Origin of the sequence: Photorhabdus caribbeanensis (genome assembly GCF_018448885.1) — a bacterium.
In the GTDB taxonomy this organism is placed as follows: Bacteria; Pseudomonadota; Gammaproteobacteria; order Enterobacterales; family Enterobacteriaceae; genus Photorhabdus; species Photorhabdus caribbeanensis.
Genome location: NZ_RCWB01000021.1, coordinates 66,416 through 85,856, shown reverse-complemented (window position 1 = coordinate 85,856; position 19,441 = coordinate 66,416). Strand labels below are relative to the sequence as shown.

At 45.8% G+C, this 19,441-nt stretch carries 19 protein-coding genes; all 19 read right to left on the bottom strand.

The genetic code is table 11. The features are described from left to right. Positions 1 to 19: 19 nt before the first annotated feature. The gene (gene cpoB / locus EAE90_RS14760; RefSeq protein ID WP_036780817.1) at positions 20 to 787 is read right to left on the bottom strand and encodes a cell division protein CpoB; all 768 of its coding nucleotides are present in this window, start codon (positions 785 to 787) and stop codon (positions 20 to 22) included. Between the two features lie 9 nt (positions 788 to 796). Next, positions 797 to 1,297, bottom strand: a complete 501-nt coding sequence (gene pal, locus EAE90_RS14755; RefSeq protein ID WP_214054113.1) for a peptidoglycan-associated lipoprotein Pal — start codon at positions 1,295 to 1,297, stop codon at positions 797 to 799. A 42-nt stretch (positions 1,298 to 1,339) separates the two neighbouring features. Then, positions 1,340 to 2,632: a Tol-Pal system beta propeller repeat protein TolB gene (tolB, locus tag EAE90_RS14750; RefSeq protein ID WP_036780819.1), complete on the bottom strand. Its 1,293-nt coding sequence runs from the start codon at positions 2,630 to 2,632 to the stop codon at positions 1,340 to 1,342. A 132-nt stretch (positions 2,633 to 2,764) separates the two neighbouring features. Further along, on the bottom strand, positions 2,765 to 3,835 hold the full coding sequence (gene tolA / locus EAE90_RS14745) for a cell envelope integrity protein TolA (RefSeq protein WP_214054112.1): 1,071 nt from the start codon (positions 3,833 to 3,835) through the stop codon (positions 2,765 to 2,767). A gap of 45 nt (positions 3,836 to 3,880) precedes the next feature. Continuing rightward, the gene (gene tolR / locus EAE90_RS14740) at positions 3,881 to 4,306 is read right to left on the bottom strand and encodes a colicin uptake protein TolR (RefSeq protein WP_036780822.1); all 426 of its coding nucleotides are present in this window, start codon (positions 4,304 to 4,306) and stop codon (positions 3,881 to 3,883) included. 14 nt (positions 4,307 to 4,320) lie between these two features. Then, positions 4,321 to 5,016, bottom strand: a complete 696-nt coding sequence (tolQ, locus tag EAE90_RS14735) for a Tol-Pal system protein TolQ (RefSeq protein ID WP_011145755.1) — start codon at positions 5,014 to 5,016, stop codon at positions 4,321 to 4,323. Beyond that, a complete protein-coding gene (gene ybgC, locus EAE90_RS14730; protein WP_214054111.1) occupies positions 5,013 to 5,417 on the bottom strand; it encodes a tol-pal system-associated acyl-CoA thioesterase in 405 nt (134 codons plus the stop codon). Before ybgC ends, tolQ begins: the two co-directional genes overlap by 4 nt. A 112-nt stretch (positions 5,418 to 5,529) precedes the next feature. Next, positions 5,530 to 5,856, bottom strand: coding sequence for a cyd operon protein YbgE (ybgE, locus tag EAE90_RS14725; RefSeq protein ID WP_246550769.1), 327 nt, complete (start codon positions 5,854 to 5,856; stop codon positions 5,530 to 5,532). Beyond that, positions 5,813 to 5,935, bottom strand: coding sequence for a cytochrome bd-I oxidase subunit CydX (cydX, locus tag EAE90_RS14720; protein ID WP_214054109.1), 123 nt, complete (start codon positions 5,933 to 5,935; stop codon positions 5,813 to 5,815). Before cydX ends, ybgE begins: the two co-directional genes overlap by 44 nt. Before the next feature lie 12 nt (positions 5,936 to 5,947). After that, a complete protein-coding gene (cydB, locus tag EAE90_RS14715; RefSeq protein WP_214054108.1) occupies positions 5,948 to 7,087 on the bottom strand; it encodes a cytochrome d ubiquinol oxidase subunit II in 1,140 nt (379 codons plus the stop codon). A 14-nt stretch (positions 7,088 to 7,101) separates the two neighbouring features. Further along, positions 7,102 to 8,670, bottom strand: coding sequence for a cytochrome ubiquinol oxidase subunit I (cydA, locus tag EAE90_RS14710; protein WP_214054107.1), 1,569 nt, complete (start codon positions 8,668 to 8,670; stop codon positions 7,102 to 7,104). A 672-nt stretch (positions 8,671 to 9,342) separates the two neighbouring features. Further along, entirely contained in the window at positions 9,343 to 10,218 is an 876-nt protein-coding gene (sucD, locus tag EAE90_RS14705; protein WP_172909206.1) for a succinate--CoA ligase subunit alpha, read from the bottom strand. 3 nt (positions 10,219 to 10,221) lie between these two features. Next, complete coding sequence (sucC, locus tag EAE90_RS14700) at positions 10,222 to 11,388, bottom strand: ADP-forming succinate--CoA ligase subunit beta (RefSeq protein WP_036812840.1); 1,167 nt, start codon at positions 11,386 to 11,388, stop codon at positions 10,222 to 10,224. A 163-nt stretch (positions 11,389 to 11,551) separates the two neighbouring features. Next, positions 11,552 to 12,769, bottom strand: coding sequence for a 2-oxoglutarate dehydrogenase complex dihydrolipoyllysine-residue succinyltransferase (odhB, locus tag EAE90_RS14695; RefSeq protein ID WP_214054106.1), 1,218 nt, complete (start codon positions 12,767 to 12,769; stop codon positions 11,552 to 11,554). Positions 12,770 to 12,783: 14 nt separating this feature from the next. Continuing rightward, complete coding sequence (gene sucA, locus EAE90_RS14690; protein WP_214054105.1) at positions 12,784 to 15,591, bottom strand: 2-oxoglutarate dehydrogenase E1 component; 2,808 nt, start codon at positions 15,589 to 15,591, stop codon at positions 12,784 to 12,786. 265 nt (positions 15,592 to 15,856) lie between these two features. After that, positions 15,857 to 16,573 carry a succinate dehydrogenase iron-sulfur subunit gene (locus tag EAE90_RS14685; RefSeq protein WP_036780842.1) on the bottom strand — a complete coding sequence of 239 codons (717 nt, stop codon included), beginning with the start codon at positions 16,571 to 16,573 and terminating at the stop codon, positions 15,857 to 15,859. 36 nt (positions 16,574 to 16,609) lie between these two features. Continuing rightward, positions 16,610 to 18,376, bottom strand: coding sequence for a succinate dehydrogenase flavoprotein subunit (sdhA, locus tag EAE90_RS14680; RefSeq protein WP_214054104.1), 1,767 nt, complete (start codon positions 18,374 to 18,376; stop codon positions 16,610 to 16,612). Further along, positions 18,377 to 18,724 (bottom strand): succinate dehydrogenase membrane anchor subunit, encoded by a 348-nt coding sequence (gene sdhD / locus EAE90_RS14675; protein ID WP_036780845.1) that lies wholly within the window; start codon positions 18,722 to 18,724, stop codon positions 18,377 to 18,379. Continuing rightward, the gene (gene sdhC / locus EAE90_RS14670) at positions 18,718 to 19,107 is read right to left on the bottom strand and encodes a succinate dehydrogenase cytochrome b556 subunit (protein WP_214054103.1); all 390 of its coding nucleotides are present in this window, start codon (positions 19,105 to 19,107) and stop codon (positions 18,718 to 18,720) included. The genes sdhD and sdhC overlap by 7 nt, the downstream gene beginning before the upstream one ends. Positions 19,108 to 19,441: the final 334 nt, after the last annotated feature.

Below are 19,441 nucleotides of genomic sequence, written 5' to 3'. Positions count from 1 at the left end.
ACCCTTCCGGGGCCAATAATTACAGCGTAGAAAGCTTTTTCTCCGCCAGTTTAGCTGCGTTCGAACCAGGATATTGTTTCATGACCTGTTGATAAACCGATCTCGCTTTATCCTTTTGGCCCTTGTCCTGCATGATTAAACCAACTTTATAAAGCGATTCACCACTCTTCTGCGACTTTGGATACTCTTTTACTACCGTAGCAAAGTAATAAGCAGCTTCGTCTTTCTTACCCTTGTTATAATGAAGTTGCCCTAACCAGTAATTAGCATTAGGCATATAACTCGATTTCGGGTAACTCTTCACGAAACTCTGAAAGGCTACAATTGCTTTATCATATTCTTTGGTATTCACTGCCAAATGAACAGCAGCGTCATAATCACCCTTTTCACTGCCCGTGCCGACAGATGATGATGCCTTGTTACCGCTATGACTCGCTGTTGAAGAAGCTGTATTTGCAGCAGGTTTACTCCCCTCAGAACTGGTAGCACCTTCCAGTTGCTGATAAATGTCCTTCTGCCGCTCTATAATCTGATTGAGCTGATACTGATTCTCCTGAATCTGCCCTCGAAGCATGTCAATATCACGTTGAGAATCAGCCAGTTGTTGCTGGAGCTGCGTTAATAGCTGACTGTGAGCGTTGGAAATACGCTCTAATTGGGTAAGGCGCTCATCGGTAGAACCCGAGCCGACATTACTGATTGGCGCTTGGGCAATAGCGGCCCAAGGAACCGCTACGCCAACCAGTAACGACAGACCCAAAAAATGATGTCTGAAGTTACTGTTCATGAACTACTCTTAGTATGCCAGTACTGCGCGACGGTTTTTAGCATAGGCTGCTTCGTCGTGACCCAGTACAGCAGGTTTCTCTTTACCGTAAGAGACGATAGAGATTTGCTCACCGGAAACACCTTTACCTTGCAGGTACATTTTCACTGCATTAGCACGGCGTTCACCTAATGCGATGTTGTACTCAGGAGTACCACGTTCATCAGCATGACCTTCTACAACAACTTTATAAGATGGGTTGCTGCGCAGGAATGCCGCGTGAGCGTCTAACAGCTGAGTAAAATCTGAGCCAATGTCGTATTTGTCAAAACCGAAGTATACGATGTTGTTGTTTTGTAGCTCTTGCATTTGCTGACGAGCTAATTCCTCTGCTGACAGACCCGCATTAGTTTCGTTAACAGTGCCTACACCAGTCTGATCGTTATCAGCATTTTTGTTAGAACTACACGCTGCTACGGCCATAACTGGTAAAGCTAACATCAGCCCTTTTAGCACTTTGTTCAGTTGCATCTCTTTGATCCTTTTAAAATTTGCCATACATATTATTATGCATCACAGATACGGCGACCAGGCAGGAAATTTTACCTGTCCATCGGTTGCCGGAAGACGCGCTTTGAAACGCCCGTCAGTCGAAACTAGCTGCAATACAGTCCCCAACCCTTGGGTGGAGCTATAAATCACCATAGTGCCGTTAGGTGCGATACTCGGCGTTTCATCCAGGAACGTATCCGTCAAAATTTGAACGGCTCCCGTTGCCAGATCTTGTTTAGCTATGTGTTGCTTACCACTCTCTGAGCTGACCATCACCACAAAATTGCCATCTGCGCTTACATCAGCATCCTGGTTTTGTGTGCCTTCCCAAGTGAGGCGTTGCGGAACACCGCCATTAATATCGGTTTTATATAACTGTGGACGACCACCCTGATCAGAGGTATAAACCAAAGTCTGGTTATCCGGCATCCAACTCGGCTCAGTATTGTTACTGCGCCCATCTGTAACCTGACGAATCTGAGCTGAACTCAAATCCATCACGTAAAGATTCAAACTACCCGATTTAGACAGCGCAAATGCCAATTTACTGCCATCCGGGGAAAATGCAGGTGCGCCGTTATGACGCGGGAAAGAGGCAACCTGACGTACCTCACCACTCGCCAAGGTCTGGATAACCAAGGCAGAACGGCCACTTTCAAATGTCACATAAGCCAGTTTGGCGCCATCAGGAGACCATGCAGGCGACATCAACGGTTCCGGTGAACGGTGAACAGTGAACTGGTTGTAACCATCGTAATCAGATACACGCAGTTCATACGGATATTTACCACCATTTGTCTTTACAATGTAAGCCAGACGAGTACGGAATGCGCCTTTAATGCCCGTCAGTTTTTCAAATACTTGATCACTGGCTGTATGCGCAGCATAACGCAACCACTGTTTGGTCACTTTAAATTGATCCTGAGCAAGTACCGCGCCCGAAGCACTCGAAGTATCAACTAATTGATAAGAGATTGAAAAACCACCATCCGCACTTGGTTGGATCTGCCCAACAACAACAGCATCAATCCCCAACGCCGACCACGCAGCAGGCGTCACCTCAGATGCCGTCGTTGGTTGCTGTGGCATTCGGCTGACATCAATAGGGTTAAATTTACCGCTGTTGCGAAGATCAGCGCCAACAATCGCCCCTATCTCTTCCGGTGCATTACCCGCTCCAGTCCATTTAAAGGGTACAACGCCAATAGGACGTGCAGAATCGACACCTTGGGTGATCTCGATACGAACTTCTGCGTAAGCAACCGTGGCCCACAACATTAAAATGCCTAGTACTACTTTAAAAGCCTGCCTCATTAATCTCTCCCTTATCACGATGGAATAGTCGCAATAATTCGCAGAATATTAACAAACGTCAACAAACAAAACCAGATAGCTTAATAACATTGAATGGTTTTGTTTGTTATTAATAACTTCTAAATAACAACTTTATTGAGGGTTGAAATCAAGCAGCGCATTTTTAAACGCTTCATAAACCTCCTTGCTTGGCGGTTTCGGAATTTTCGCTTGTTTAGCCGCTGCTACCGCCGCTTGGCACAACGCCGGGTCTCCCCCCTCTGACTTTACATCAATTAACAAGCCATCAGGAGCAAGTTTAATCCGTAATGCACAGGTACGCCCACGATACATGCTTGGATCGTAAAACTTATTCTGTATCGCTACCTGGATCTGCCCCAGATAGTTATTAATGTCGGCATTTGAAGCTCCACTTTTCTTACCGCCACCTTTACCCGCGGCAGAAGCCCCTCCTTGCTGTTTCGGTGCATTGGAAGTTAAGCCGCCCAGTAAATCATCAACTTCACTTGCCTGTTTAGTGGCTTGCTCAGCAGCTTTTTTCTTGGCGTCAGCTTCGGCCTTGGCTTTAGCCTTTGCATCTGCCTCAGCTTTGGCTTTAGCATCCGCTTCAGCCTTGGCTCTTGCTTTAGCCTCAGCGTCTGCTTTGGCTTTCGCTTCTTCCGCGGCTTTTTGTTTAGCAGCCGCGGCTTCAGCTTCTTTCTTCGCTTCCGCTTCAGCTTTCTTCTGTGCCTCAGCCTGCTCTTTAATCAGTTTTTCTTTTTCAGCCTTAGCCTTCGCCGCCGCTTCTTCTGCCTGTTTTTGCTCTTCACGGGCTTTGTTTGCAGCTTCTAAAGCTTGTTTTTTCTGTTCTTCCGCTGCCTGTTGCGCCTTAATACGTTCTTCTTCTACCGCTTTTAAACGTTCCTGCTCTTCAGCCTGTTTTTCCCTTAATTCAGCGGCCTGCTGTTCCGCTTTCTTCTTTCGTAACTGCTCTGCACGCTTAGCATCAGCCTGTTGTTGTTGCTGTTGGTTGTACTGTTGTACTACCGCATTCGGATCGACCATAACAGCATCAATAACAGAACCATCCTGACCACCGCCACCCATTTCAGTTTTTCGTGTCAGGGAACCCCAAATAAGTAACCCAATCAAAATAATATGTAACACAACCGAAACGATAACAGCGCGATTTAATTTATTGTTTTGCCCGTTTGTCTTTCCCACGCTCGATATCCAAGATCTTCAAATAACAGCAACTGCCGGCCAAACTCAGATAGGCTGAGTCATTAAACCAACGGATTTCACACCTGCCCGATGCAGCATGTTGAGCGCCTTAATAATTTCATCGTAAGGCACTTCCTTCGAACCACCGATCAAGAAAACGGTTTTTGGATTCTCTTTTATTCGTGCCTGCGCTTCCGCAATAATCTGCGGTTCAGGCAATAATTCCAACCGTTCATGGTTAACTATCATGGTGTACTGACCAACACCAGAAACTTCCACGATTACCGGTGGATTATCGGAATTGGAAACCGTTTTAGAATCTACCGCATCCGGCAGATCAACTTCTACGCTTTGAGTGATAATCGGTGCTGTTGCCATAAAGATAAGCAACAGAACCAGCAATACGTCCAGTAAGGGAACGATATTGATTTCGGATTTCAGCTCACGCTTGCGACTACGAGTGCGTGCCATAGCCTCTCCCCTTACTATTTGTTTTCTGCTTTATTTTCAGCAGCGAAAGCCTGACGATGCAAAATAGCCAGAAACTCTTCCATAAAGTTATCGTAATTTTGCTCCAGCTTATTAACACGCTGATTCAAGCGGTTGTATGCCATCACTGCCGGAATCGCCGCAAACAGACCAATCGCCGTTGCAATTAATGCTTCTGCAATACCCGGCGCTACCATCTGGAGAGTGGCCTGTTTTACCGCACCTAATGCGATAAATGCATGCATAATCCCCCAGACCGTACCAAATAGACCGATATACGGGCTAATTGAGCCAACTGTACCCAAGAATGGAATATGGCTTTCTAACGATTCCAATTCACGATTCATTGAGATACGCATTGCACGTGAAGCCCCAGTTATTACCGCTTCTGGCGCATGATTATTTGCATGATGCAGGCGGGCGAATTCTTTAAATCCAGAATAAAAAATTTGTTCTGTTCCACCTAAAGAATCTCGACGCGACTGACTTTCCTTATATAAGCGTGATAATTCAATACCCGACCAGAATTTATCTTCAAACGCTTCTGATTCCCGGGTTGCTGCATTGAGAATTTTGGTCCTTTGAATAATGATCGCCCATGAAGCAACGGAAAAGCAGATCAAAATAAGCATGATCAACTGTACCAAAAGGCCCGCTTTCAGGAATAAATCTAGAATGTTCATGTCAGTCACTGCTTAAACTCCGCGACAATAAACTTTGGAAGCGCAATCGGCTTCATTTGAGATGTATTTACGCAGGCGACTAAAACTTCTGCGCTGTTAATAATTGTTCCATTACCATCAACAATGCGTTGGGTAAATGTCAAAGATGCTCTACGAATATCCGTAATTTCGCTCTGCACTTCCAACATATCATCAAGCCGGGCCGGGGCACGGTAATCAACCATCATACGTCGAACAACAAACGCAACTTGTTCATCAAGTAAATGCTGTTGATGAATTCCATGCTGACGTAACATCTCAGTACGAGCTCTTTCATAAAAGACGACATAACGGCCATTATAAACTATCCCGCTTACATCTGTATCTTCGTAATAAATACGAATGGGCCACCGGAACAACGTATTACTCACTTTCAATCCTACATAAGGCGAATTAACGCTGCCACTATACTCAAGACAATGCGGCTTTGGAATAATGTGCAAATAAAAAATTTATGGGTTAGAAGCCCTATAACATACAGAATTAACTCATAAAGAAATGGTACAAACCCCAAATCAAAATCAAGAATGCCGGCAAAGGAGAGAAAAAGATACGCCAGACGATATGTCTTGGCTGAAAACCCACCCCGAAAGTCACACCTGTACATACAGACCATATTAGCAAAATACCTTGCCATATCTGCAATGAACTGGTGTTAGCCGCAAAACGAGCAGGGTCCCAAAAGACACAAGCAGCAAACGTTAATGCCACAATAAGGATAAAGCCCCGAATAGGGACTTTATCCATCAGCCGATAGAATTTTCTATTAATACGATTTCTCGCCATTTTTAGCGGCTTTTTCTTCTTCATTATGCTCAAAAGCTAAGGCAGCGATTATAGCGAAACTACAAGCCAAGAGCGTTCCGAGAATCCAAGCAAAATACCACATGCTTTATGCTCCTTAGTACAGTGAATGTTTGTTATCTTCAATAAAACTTTTATCCAAACGCCCAAACATTTTGTAATAACACCAAATGGTATATCCCAAAACAATTGGGACAAAAATCAATGCAACTACAAACATGACACGCAGCGTCATCAGGCTTGACGTGGCATCCCACATCGTCAAACTGACATTAGGATCAGTGATTGAAGGCATCACAAATGGGAACATCGTTACACCGCAAGCCAGAATGATGCCAGCAATTGTCAGTGAAGAGAACAGGAATGCCCATCCAGCTTTATTGATGCGCGTCATCAGCATCGTCAGCAAAGGCGAAGCTACGCCCAATGCCGGTAGCGCCCACAACAACGGATAGTTGTTAAAGTTAGTCAGCCAAGCACCCGCCTGATGAGCAACTTGTTTATGTAATGGGTTAGACTGAGCCATCGTATCCAAGCCGCCAGTCACAACATAACCATCAATACCATAAATCAGCCATACGCCTGCCAGCAGGAAAGCTACCATTGTCACCAGCGCACAGAGGTAAGTTGCGGCACGAGAACGCAGACGCAGCTCGCCCGTAGTACGCATTTGCAGATAAGTTGCCCCCTGCGTCACAATCATCATCAGGCTGATCACTCCTGCCAGTAAACCGTACGGGTTGAGCAATTCAAAGAAGGAGCCGGTATAGAACAGACGAAGTTGAGAATCAACGTTAAACGGCACTCCCTGTAATAAATTACCGAATGCCACACCGATAACTAATGGAGGAACAAAGCTACCGATAACTATTCCCCAATCCCACATGTTACGCCACTTGCGATCTTCCAGTTTGGAGCGGTAATCAAAACCAACCGGACGGAAGAACAACGCAGATAACACCAGGATCATAGCAATATAGAAGCCAGAGAATGCTGCGGCATAAACCATCGGCCATGCGGCGAACAACGCTCCACCAGCGGTAATCAACCAAACCTGATTACCATCCCAATGCGGCGCCACTGAGTTAATCATGATGCGACGCTCAGTATCGTTTTTGCCGATGATACGTAATAGGATACCAACTCCCATATCAAAACCATCAGTTACCGCGAAACCGATTAGCAGCACACCAATCAGTAGCCACCAGATAAATCGTAGTACTTCATAATCAAACATAAGTGGACTCCTGTTTACTGAGCATCAGGTGCTGAAGTTGTTTTCTGTTCAAAATGATAACGCCCCGTTTTTAAGCTGCTTGGGCCAAGGCGGGCAAATTTGAACATCAAAAACATTTCCGCAATCAGGAATAAAGTATAAAGGCCACAAATCAGCGCCATAGAGAACAAGATATCGCCGGCAGTTAAATTGGAACTCGCCACCGCAGTTGGCAGCACTTCACCAATTGCCCACGGTTGACGACCATATTCCGCCACAAACCAGCCTGATTCTATGGCAATCCACGGCAATGGAATACTGTACAGCGCAGCGCGCAGTAACCATTTTTGTTTACCAATGCGGCCGCGGATAACACTCCAAAACGCCAGACCGATCAACAATAACATCAGGAAGCCGGCTGCAACCATGATACGGAATGCAAAATAGAGCGGCGCAACACGAGGAATAGAATCTTTCGCGGCTGCTTTGATTTGTTCTTCACTGGCATCAGTCACTTTGCTGGTATAACGTTTCAGCAACATGCCATAACCCAGATCTTGTTTACTTTCATTGAATGCAGTACGAACCGTCGGGTCTGTGTTGCCTGCACGCAATTCCTCCAACAGGTGATAAGCTTTTATACCATTACGAATACGCTGCTCATGCTGGTCCATCAGATCACGCAGACCAATGACCGGAGTATCAACAGAACGGGTAGCAATCAGCCCCATAAGATAAGGGATCTGAATCGCATATTTGTTTTCCATTTTATCCTGATCCGGGATACCTATCAGTGTAAAAGCGGCCGGAGGTGGCTGAGTTTCCCATTCAGCTTCGATGGCGGCCAGCTTAGTCTTCTGTACGTCGCCCATTTCGTAACCAGATTCATCACCCAACACAATAACAGACAATACAGCCGCGATACCAAAACTTGAAGCAATCGCAAATGAACGCTTAGCAAATGGAATATCACGGCCTTTAAGCAGATAGTAAGAGCTGATACCGAGAACGAAGATCGCCCCTGTCACATAACCTGCGGCAACGGTATGAACAAATTTCACTTGAGCAACTGGGTTCAGTACCAGTTCAGCAAAACTTACCATCTCCATACGCATGGTTTCAAAGTTGAAATCAGAAGCAATCGGGTTTTGCATCCAACCGTTAGCAACCAGAATCCAAAGTGCAGAGAAGTTAGATCCTAATGCGACCAACCAAGTTACTGCCAGATGCTGCGTCTTACTGAGACGATCCCAACCGAAGAAAAATAGACCTACGAATGTAGACTCTAGGAAGAACGCCATCAAGCCTTCAATCGCTAGAGGCGCACCGAAAATGTCACCAACGTAGTGAGAAAAGTATGACCAGTTAGTCCCAAACTGGAACTCCATAGTCAGCCCTGTTGCAACCCCCAAAGCAAAGTTAATACCAAATAACTTGCCCCAGAATTTTGTCATATCTTTATAAATTTGTTTGCCGGAGAGCACATATACCGTTTCCATGATCGCCAGCAAAAACGCCATACCAAGCGTTAGTGGAACGAATAGAAAATGATACATCGCAGTTAAGGCAAACTGTAATCGTGACAGTTCGACAATATCAAACATCTTGACTCCTTGCTCCTAGCAGGAAGACACCGACTTGCGGCAACCTGACTTCATATAAGCACTTTGCTCAAAGTACTCATGCAGAAGCCTCATAACTACCAGCAATAAATGCCTTTAAAATAACAACTCACTACTAAGTAAATTAAAAACTAATTAGACTAATAGTATAGTACGCTTATATTCCCATACAATAAATAGGTTTTACGTGATTCAGATTAGAATTCTGAATATAGGTCAAGAATTGCAGCCATTGTTTAATAGGAATTAATTTGATCTGAGTCAATTTAAGCAAACCAAAGCAATAATGCTATAGTAATAATTTGATTTTATGGATTTTTTTCATAGCAGTGTTAATTAATTTGTTTATTATTTCATTTTGGTTGACATATTGTTAATTATTTGTTTGTTTAGATAAATATTGATTTCTATATTGCTGTTAAATGATTTTTAAAATTAACTTCTTATTTTCATCCTTAAGAAAATATTATTATTAACTTCATCTTTATTAAATTTCATTTTAATAAATAGCATTAATGAAACTCAGTTTAATTTAATTGGAGAATAACAAAGTGAAAATAAAGATTTAATGAATTTAATCGCAGTGAATACTGCCCATACAAATAAAAAGGCCACTTTACAGCGGCCTAATAGATAAGGATTTTTTATAAAATGTCACTTGCCAGCAAGTAAATCTTTCACAGCATCACCGATGTCTGCCAAGCTACGAACAGTTTTCACCCCTGCCGCTTCCAGAGCAGCAAATTTTTCGTCCGCCGTTCCTTTACCACCTGCAATGATGGCGCCAGCATGCCCCATACGCTTGCCTTTTGGTGCAGTCACACCCGCGATGTAGGCAACAACCGGCTTAGTAACGTGCTGTTTAATATAAGCCGCTGCCTCTTCTTCTGCTGTTCCACCAATTTCACCAATCATTACGATGGCTTCTGTTTGTGGATCTTCCTGGAACAATTTCAGGATATCAATGAAGTTAGAACCTGGAATTGGATCACCACCGATACCAACACAAGTAGATTGGCCTAAACCTGCATCCGTTGTCTGTTTTACCGCTTCATAAGTCAGCGTTCCTGAGCGGGAAACGATGCCAACTTTACCAGCTTGATGAATGTGGCCCGGCATAATACCGATCTTACATTCATCCGGCGTGATAACACCCGGACAGTTAGGACCGATCATTCGCACACCCGCTTCATCCAGTTTCACTTTAACCGTCAGCATATCCAGCGTCGGAATACCTTCAGTAATGGTGATAATCAGTTTAATACCTGCGTCGATCGCTTCCAGAATAGAATCTTTACAGAAAGGAGCTGGAACATAGATAACAGAAGCCGTTGCCCCTGTTGCTTCTACCGCTTCACGAACGGTATTGAAAACAGGTAATCCCAGATGTTCAGTACCGCCCTTACCCGGCGTTACCCCGCCAACCATTTGGGTACCGTAAGCAATCGCTTGTTCTGAATGGAAAGTTCCTTGGCTGCCAGTAAAACCTTGACAGATAACTTTGGTGTTTTTATCAATTAAAATAGACATTATTTATTTTGCCCCCACTGCTGCTACTGCTTGCTTAGCTGCATCTGTCAAGCTGGTTGCGGCAATGATATTTAAGCCGCTGTCAGCCAGTTTTTTCGCGCCCAGATCAGCATTGTTCCCTTCCAAACGAACAACAACCGGTACGTGAACTCCTACTTCTTCCACCGCACCAATAATACCGTCAGCAATCAGGTCACAACGAACAATACCACCAAAGATGTTAACCAATACTGCTTTCACATTTTCATCTGACAGGATAATTTTAAACGCTTCTGTAACACGTTCTTTGGTTGCACCACCACCAACATCAAGGAAGTTAGCTGGCGCACCGCCATGCAATTTAACGATATCCATCGTTCCCATTGCCAAGCCAGCACCGTTTACCATGCAACCAATATTGCCATCCAACGCGACATAGTTGAGCTCCCACTGTGCCGCCTGAGCTTCACGAGGATCTTCCTGAGATGGGTCATGCATTTCACGCAATTCAGCCTGACGGAACAGTGCGTTGCCGTCAGCGCCCAGTTTGCCATCCAGACAAATCAAATCACCTTGAGTAGTAATAACCAATGGGTTAATTTCAACCAAAGCCAGGTCACGCTCCAGGAACAGATTCGCCAACCCTAAGAAAATTTTAGTGAACTGGCTGACTTGTTTACCGGTTAAACCCAATTTAAATGCCAGTTCACGCCCCTGATAAGGCATAGGGCCAATCAGCGGGTCAATAATCGCTTTATGGATCAGTTCCGGGGTCTCTTCCGCAACTTTTTCAATTTCAACACCACCTTCAGTAGAAGCCATGAACACTACACGACGCGTACCACGATCAACCACAGCACCGAGATACAGCTCCTTCGCAATATCAGTTGCTCCTTCCACTAAAATCTGACGAACAGGCTGCCCCTGCGCATCTGTTTGGTAAGTAACCAAACGTTTGCCTAGCCACTGCTCTGCGAAAGCGCGAATTTCTTCTTTACTGTTAACCACTTTCACGCCGCCCGCTTTACCGCGACCGCCAGCATGGACCTGGCACTTCACCACCCAAGGGCCAGAACCGATTTTAGATGCAGCTTCTTCTGCTTCACGCGGTGTCGTGCAGGCATAACCAGCCGGAGCGGGTAAACCATATCGTGCAAAAAGCTGTTTTGCCTGATACTCGTGTAAATTCATGATGTTCTATCCATAATTAAGTCTGAGAAGAGCAAAAATAAGTAAGTTGCTCTCTGATTTTTTTGTTGCTTTGGATATAGCCAGTCCGAAAACTGGCTGTACATATACATTTGTTTACTTCAGACTGGGCAGATATTAGCGCGTATCCGCCCTGATTATGTTGCTATACGTCCAGCAGCAAACGTGCAGGATCTTCCAGCATTTCTTTGATGGTCACTAGGAAGCCTACAGACTCACGCCCGTCAATCAGACGATGGTCATAAGACAGTGCCAGGTACATCATTGGAAGGATCTCCACCTGACCATTAACCGCCATTGGGCGATCTTTGATGGCATGCATGCCAAGAATCGCACTCTGTGGTGGGTTAATGATTGGCGTAGACATTAAGGAGCCGAATACACCGCCATTAGTAATGGTAAAGTTACCACCCGTCAGCTCTTCAACGGTCAATTTGCCGTCGCGGCCTTTGATAGCCAGCTCTTTAATGCGTTTTTCGAGATCAGCCATGCTCAGTGCATCAGCATCACGCAGTACAGGCGTTACCAGACCGCGCGGTGTCGATACCGCAATACTGATATCGAAATAGTTGTGGTAAACCACATCAGTGCCATCAATAGAAGCATTCACTTCTGGATAGCGTTTCAGTGCTTCAACCACGGCTTTCACATAGAAAGACATAAAGCCCAGACGTACGCCGTGACGTTTTTCAAACGCCTCGCCGTACTGTTTGCGCATATCTTGAATGGGCTTCATGTTAACTTCGTTAAATGTTGTCAACATCGCGGTGTTGTTTTTCGCTTCCAGCAGACGTTCAGCCACACGTTTACGCAGGCGAGTCATTGGAACACGTTTTTCACTGCGGTGTGGCAACAGAGAATCCTGGGCAGAAACAGGGGCTTCTGCGGACTTGCCAGCCGCTTTTTCGTTATCAGCCATGTATTTTTCCACGTCTTCACGGACGATACGTCCACCAACACCACTGCCTTTAATCGCTTTAGCATCAAGATCGTGCTCTGCAATCAAACGACGGACCGCCGGGCTGAGCGCATCATTGCTCTCTTCTTCTAAACCCGCCGTTTGACGTTTCGCCAAAGTCGCTTCTGTCTTTTCTTTTATCTCCGCCGGCTTGCCGGTGCTATCACCCAGACGAATACGGCCAAGAAGCTGACGGGACAGAACAGTGGCGTCTTTCTCTTCCAAAATGGCTTCTAAAATACCTGCTTCACTGGCAGGCACTTCCAGCACAACTTTATCTGTTTCGATTTCAACCAGCACTTCATCACGTTCAACACGATCACCCTGTTTTTTGTGCCAAACTGCCACAGTGGCATCAGCAACAGACTCAGGCAGATCCGGAACCAGAATATCTACGCTACTCATTTTATATCCTTTATTTATTCAACGTTCAGTGCGTCATTAACCAGCTCTTGTTGTTGTTGCTGGTGAACTGACGTATATCCAACTGCCGGGGAAGCAGACGCAGGACGACCTGCATAACGTAAAGAAGCCCCGAACGGGATCACTTCACGGAAGTTGTGCTGACTGCAATACCAGGCCCCCTGATTTAATGGCTCTTCCTGGCACCAGACAAAATCATGTACATGAGCATACTGTTCCAGTGTTGACTGAACATCCTGATGAGGGAATGGATATAGTTGCTCGATACGCACGATAGCGACATCAGTTTGTTCATTTTTACGACGTTGCTCCAACAGGTCGTAGTAGACTTTACCTGAACAAAGTACAACCCGTTTAACGCCTTTCGGATCAAGGGCGTCAGTTTCACCAATAACTGTCTGGAATTTACCGTTAGCCAGTTCATCCAGGCTAGAAACAGCTAATGGATGGCGCAACAGTGATTTTGGCGACATAACGATCAACGGACGGCGCATACCGCGCAAAGCCTGACGGCGAAGCATATGGTAGACCTGAGCTGGCGTTGATGGCACACAAACCTGCATGTTCTGCTCTGCGCACAGTTGCAAATAACGTTCCAAACGGGCAGAAGAGTGTTCAGGCCCTTGTCCTTCATAACCATGAGGCAGCAGCATAACCAAGCCACACATACGGCCCCATTTCTGCTCACCAGAGCTGATGAATTGGTCAATAACAACCTGTGCGCCGTTGGCAAAATCACCAAATTGAGCTTCCCAGATTGTCAGAGCACGAGGTTCTGTTGTTGCATAGCCATACTCAAACGCCAATACCGCTTCTTCGGACAGGACAGAATCCCAAACATTGAATGCTCCCTGACCGTTATGAACGTTCGCCAGAGGAACATAAACAGAACCGTTAGCCTGATTATGGATAACAGCATGACGATGGAAGAAAGTACCACGACCAGCGTCTTCACCAGACAAACGCACCGGGACTCCTTCATCCACTAAAGTCGCGTAGGCCAATGTTTCTGCGCCGCCCCAATCGAATAATTTATCGCCGTTTGCCATCTCTGCACGGTCGTTATAAATTTTCGCCACACGGGAGTGCATTGTCACTTCTTCCGGGACAGAGCTGATACGTCTACCCAGGTCTTGCAAACGCTTAATATCCACTTTATGTGGGTATTCTTCATCCCATTCGTGATTAAGATAAGGCTCCCAAGTAAATGAGTGCAGCCCCATTGAGCGCCACTCATCAACGACACAATCACCACGGTCGAGGGCATCACGATACAGGTTAACCATCTCGGTCACATCATCGGCTGATATCAAGTTCTCAGCCGCCAGCTTGTCACCATAGATTTTACGTGGCGTTGGGTGTTTCTTGATTTTCTGATACATCATTGGCTGAGTTGCACTTGGCTCATCAGCTTCGTTATGACCATGACGACGATAACAAACCAGATCGATCATCACATCACGTTTGAAGGTATTACGGAAATCCAGTGCTAAACGGGTGACAAATGCCACCGCTTCTGGATCGTCTGCATTAACGTGGAAAATCGGCGCCTGTACCATTTTGATAATATCGGTACAGTATTGTGTTGAACGGGCATCTTTCGGGTTAGACGTTGTGAAACCAATCTGGTTATTGATGACGATACGAATTGTACCGCCTACCTCATAACCACGAGCCTGAGACATGTTCAGCGTTTCTTGCACCACTCCCTGTCCGGTAACAGCAGCATCACCGTGGATAGTGATTGGCAACACCATATTACTGCGGCCTTCATCCAAACGGTCGCGGCGGGCACGCACTGAACCAATAACGACAGGGCTGACAATCTCAAGGTGAGATGGGTTAAATGCTAATGCCAAATGAACTTTAGCACCCTCGGTAGCAAAATCAGACGAGAAACCTTGGTGATATTTCACGTCACCGGTACCAAGGTGCTCTTTATGTTTACCGGCAAACTCATCAAACAGATCAGCCGGTTTTTTACCTAAAATATTAACCAAGACGTTGAGGCGCCCACGGTGAGCCATTCCCAGCACAACTTCTCGTGTATCATGTTTACCCGCATGGCGGATAAGATCCTTCAACATGGGGATCAGCGCATCACCACCTTCAAGAGAGAAACGTTTCGCTCCCGGAAACTTAGCTCCCAGATAACGCTCCAAACCTTCCGCTGCCGTCAGTTCCGCCAGAAAACGCCGCTTTTCCTCTACGCTAAACTGAGAGCTGACAGTCACAGACTCCAGACGCTGCTGAATCCAACGTTTTTCTTCCGTATTGGTGATGTGCATGTATTCAGCGCCAATAGAACCGCAATAAGTGCGTTTCAGCGCTTCATACAAATCAGCCAATTTCATCGTCTCTTTGCCGATTGCAAAAGAGCCTACGTTAAATGTCTCTGCAAAATCAGCTTCCGTCAGATTATGGAAAGCAGGATCTAAATCAGGGACGCTATCCTGTTTCCATAATCCCAACGGGTCAAGGTTCGCATTTTGATGACCGCGAAAGCGAAATGCGTTGATGAGCTGCAAAACTTTAACTTGTTTTGCATCCATTGCTGGATCGCTGACAGAGGAATGATAACGCGTAGTATCTTTCGCAAGACGGCGGAAGTAATCACGCGTCTGCGAGTGGAGTTGTTCACCGTTGAGTCCCGCATTCGGCAATTGTTGGAAAATCTCTCTCCAACTTGCATCAACGGAGTTTGGATCGGTTATATAGTCTTCATAGATCTGCTCTATGTAAGACTGGTTTGAACCAGCCAGGAAGCTTGAATCCAGCCAGTCCTTCATTGCGCCGTTCTGCATTGTGATCCCTTAAGCTTTAAAAGCTTTAGTTTTCGCCGTGGTTAACTATTACCGTTTAAATACGGTATCGATAAAAGGTTCATTTGGACGTGCTTTATGCATGTTCTCTTTTGGGTTTCGGAACCCTTCAAGGAACCTTTAAAAACCGCCTCATCGTTTTTAAAGGTTCCTCGCCTCAAGCTTTTGTCATCATTCGCAGTTGGCAACTCATATTCTTCAATTCTTTGTGCCCTCCACAAAGAAAATTTCGCGGAGGGCAGACCTATTATGCACTATGTTTCAGTAACATAGACTTAATATGGCCAATAGCTTTTGTTGGATTCAACCCCTTAGGGCACACACTGACACAATTCATGATGCTATGGCAACGGAAAACACTGAAAGCATCATTCAACTTATCTAATCGTGAAGCCGTTTCAGTATCACGGCTGTCAATCAGGAAGCGATATGCCGCCAGTAAACCCGCAGGCCCGATAAATTTATCAGGGTTCCACCAGAACGACGGACAGGAAGTTGAACAACATGCACACAGAATACACTCGTACAGACCATCGAGTTTTTCCCTTTGTGCAGGTGATTGCAAATGTTCACGTGCCGGCGGGTTTTTACCGTCATTCAGCAAATATGGGCGAATCTTCTCATATTGCGCATAGAATTGCCCCATATCTACAACCAAGTCACGGATAACCGGCAAACCGGGCAACGGGCGAATAACAATTTTCTTGCTGCCGCGCCGCAAAGCCGAAACAGGCGTAATACAGGCCAGACCATTTTTACCATTCATGTTGAGGCCATCAGAACCACAAACACCTTCACGGCAAGAACGACGGAAAGAGAGTGTCGGGTCCTGCTCTTTAAGCTGGATCAAGGCATCCAGCAACATCATGTCACGCCCTTCTTCTGCTTCCAGCGTGTAATCCTGCATACGAGGAGCGCTGTCAACATCCGGGTTGTAACGATAAATCGAAAATTCAAGTTTCATAATCTATTCCTCCGCAACTGGATCATCAGCAACTCATTAGTAAGTACGCGCTTTCGGCGGGAATGCTTCACGCAGTTTTGGCTGCATGTTGACATTACGACGAGTCATAGTTTCAGTTTGCGGTAGATAGAGGGTATGGCATAACCAATTCGCATCATCACGATCCGGATAATCGAAACGGCTATGAGCGCCACGACTTTCAGTACGGAAGTTAGCAGCAACAGCCGTAGAAAATGCCGTTTCCATCAGGTTATCAAGCTCCAGACACTCAATTCTCTGAGTATTGAACTCTGAGGAAGTATCGTCCAAACGGGCATTTTTCAGGCGTTCACGGATAACTTTAAGTTCTTCCAGCCCTTTCGCCATTGCATCGCCTTCACGGAATACCGAGAAGTTGTTCTGCATGCACGCTTGCAAATCTTTACGAATTTTAACCGGATCTTCACCCGTACTCGCACTATTCCAACGGTTCAGGCGTTGCAAGGATGCTTCGATGTCAGATTCGCTGGCTTCGCGGCTAGTGCCTTGCTCCATCAGCGATTCTTTCAGGTGCAAACCGGCAGAACGGCCAAACACCACCAAATCCAACAGAGAGTTACCCCCCAGACGGTTTGCGCCATGAACAGATACACAGGCAATTTCACCGACAGCAAACAGGCCCGGAATAACCACATCTTCGCCTTTCTCGTTAATAGCCAGTGCCTGACCGGTCACTTTGGTTGGGATTCCTCCCATCATATAGTGGCAAGTTGGAATAACCGGAATAGGTTCTTTTACCGGATCAACGTGGGCGAAAGTACGGGATAATTCAAGAATACCCGGCAGACGAGACTCCAGCACCTCTTTACCCAAATGATCCAGTTTCAGCTTAGCATGAGGCCCCCAAGGACCATCACAACCACGGCCTTCGCGGATTTCGATCATGATGGAACGCGCCACCACATCACGACCAGCCAAATCTTTAGCATTTGGCGCATAACGCTCCATAAAGCGTTCACCATCTTTATTCAACAAATAACCACCTTCGCCACGGCAGCCTTCTGTCACCAGAACACCCGCCCCCGCGATACCGGTTGGGTGGAATTGCCACATTTCCATATCCTGTACAGGCACACCCGCACGCAGCGCCATACCTACACCATCACCGGTGTTAATATGGGCGTTAGTGGTCGATTGATAGATACGACCTGCGCCACCCGTTGCCAGAATAGTTGCCTTCGCTTTGAAATAAACCACTTCACCGGTTTCAATAGAGATCGCAGTACAACCAACAATGCTTCCATCCTGATTTTTAACCAAATCCAACGAATACCATTCAGAAAAAATAGTGGTGTGATTTTTTAAGTTTTGCTGATACAGCGTATGCAACAGGGCATGACCAGTACGGTCTGCCGCCGCGGCTGTACGTGCTGCCTGTTCACCACCAAAGTTTTTTGACTGGCCACCGAATGGACGTTGATAAATACGACCGTCATCCAAACGCGAAAATGGCAACCCCATGTGCTCCAGTTCCAAAATTGCCTCAGGACCAGTCTTACACATGTACTCAATCGCATCCTGATCACCGATGTAGTCGGAGCCTTTCACCGTGTCATACATGTGCCATTCCCAGTTATCATCATGGGAGTTACCCAACGCAACGGTGATCCCCCCCTGCGCGGATACAGTATGAGAACGGGTTGGGAATACTTTGGAAATCAAAGCACAGGATAGTCCCATTTGTGAAATTTGTAGCGCAGCGCGCATACCAGCGCCACCCGCACCAATAACGACTGCATCAAACTCTCTTACTGGCAGTTTCATCTATACACCCCACACCACAATTGTTCCGTAAATCAAGTAAGCCATCAGTGCAACGATAATCGCCAATTGCAGCATTAAACGCAGCGCCAGCGGCTTTACATAGTCAGTTAGTACTTGCCACATACCAATCCAAGCGTGAGCCAGAATGGAAAACAGTGCCAGCACAGTGAAGACCTTAGTGATGGATGAAGCGAAGAAACCCCGCCAGACTTCATAAGTGATATCCGACGTTGTAACGACAAAACCCAGCATATAAAGAACATATAAAACAATAATCATTGCGGACGCGCGCAATAATAGCCAATCATGGATACCCGTGCGACCCAATGCAGATGCGTTACTTACCATACCAGTACTCCAGCCAGAATCGACAGAATAACAGCAATCCCAATTGCCACTTTGGCAGAGAGACTACCGACCGCTAAGTTTTCCTCCAAGTAGCCGAAATCCATCAACATATGACGGACGCCACCACAGATATGGTAAGCCAGTGCGGTCAGAATGCCCCACACAATAAACTTAGCGAAAAATCCCGTCATAATATCGGCGGCTTGCTGAAACCCTTCTTGCGAGGAGAGAGACATTCCTAACAACCAGAGGAGAATTCCTACTGCTACGAAAGTAATGACGCCAGAGACACGGTGCAAGATCGAGGCTATTGCAGAGACTGGAAAGTGTATCGTCTGCAAATCAAGGTTGACAGGTCTTTGTTTTTTCACAATTTTGCCCACACAGCTCTTTTATTATTTTCCTTCCTCCGGACCTGGGCGGAAATCAGACAGCGATAAGAGGATACAAAGACACAACATTTAACCAAACGATAGATCCTTCATGTTAAATAATGTTGTGATTTAGTTACGCTGGGTGCTCCTACAGCAGGGTAATCCGGAGACCTGGCGGCAGTATATGTGCTTCACATTATTATTACAATTACAACACAATATGATTAGCTACATTTCCACTGAACAGTGATTAAGATCACGATTCAAACATATTGCACAAAATTAATTATCTTGTTTGACAAACTTTAAACATTTATCTTACATATATGGTTGAAAACACTTT

What these genes read in the sequence shown, in the direction of transcription:
- cpoB (WP_036780817.1), bottom strand. Translation starts at nt 787, where the DNA reads ATGAACAGTAACTTCAGACATCATTTTTTGGGTCTGTCGTTACTGGTT.
- pal (WP_214054113.1), bottom strand. Translation starts at nt 1,297, where the DNA reads ATGCAACTGAACAAAGTGCTAAAAGGGCTGATGTTAGCTTTACCAGTT.
- tolB (WP_036780819.1), bottom strand. Translation starts at nt 2,632, where the DNA reads ATGAGGCAGGCTTTTAAAGTAGTACTAGGCATTTTAATGTTGTGGGCC.
- tolR (WP_036780822.1), bottom strand. Translation starts at nt 4,306, where the DNA reads ATGGCACGCACTCGTAGTCGCAAGCGTGAGCTGAAATCCGAAATCAAT.
- ybgE (WP_246550769.1), bottom strand. Translation starts at nt 5,856, where the DNA reads ATGAAGAAGAAAAAGCCGCTAAAAATGGCGAGAAATCGTATTAATAGA.
- cydX (WP_214054109.1), bottom strand. Translation starts at nt 5,935, where the DNA reads ATGTGGTATTTTGCTTGGATTCTCGGAACGCTCTTGGCTTGTAGTTTC.
- cydB (WP_214054108.1), bottom strand. Translation starts at nt 7,087, where the DNA reads ATGTTTGATTATGAAGTACTACGATTTATCTGGTGGCTACTGATTGGT.
- cydA (WP_214054107.1), bottom strand. Translation starts at nt 8,670, where the DNA reads ATGTTTGATATTGTCGAACTGTCACGATTACAGTTTGCCTTAACTGCG.
- sucD (WP_172909206.1), bottom strand. Translation starts at nt 10,218, where the DNA reads ATGTCTATTTTAATTGATAAAAACACCAAAGTTATCTGTCAAGGTTTT.
- sucC (WP_036812840.1), bottom strand. Translation starts at nt 11,388, where the DNA reads ATGAATTTACACGAGTATCAGGCAAAACAGCTTTTTGCACGATATGGT.
- odhB (WP_214054106.1), bottom strand. Translation starts at nt 12,769, where the DNA reads ATGAGTAGCGTAGATATTCTGGTTCCGGATCTGCCTGAGTCTGTTGCT.
- sucA (WP_214054105.1), bottom strand. Translation starts at nt 15,591, where the DNA reads ATGCAGAACGGCGCAATGAAGGACTGGCTGGATTCAAGCTTCCTGGCT.
- EAE90_RS14685 (WP_036780842.1), bottom strand. Translation starts at nt 16,573, where the DNA reads ATGAAACTTGAATTTTCGATTTATCGTTACAACCCGGATGTTGACAGC.
- sdhA (WP_214054104.1), bottom strand. Translation starts at nt 18,376, where the DNA reads ATGAAACTGCCAGTAAGAGAGTTTGATGCAGTCGTTATTGGTGCGGGT.
- sdhD (WP_036780845.1), bottom strand. Translation starts at nt 18,724, where the DNA reads ATGGTAAGTAACGCATCTGCATTGGGTCGCACGGGTATCCATGATTGG.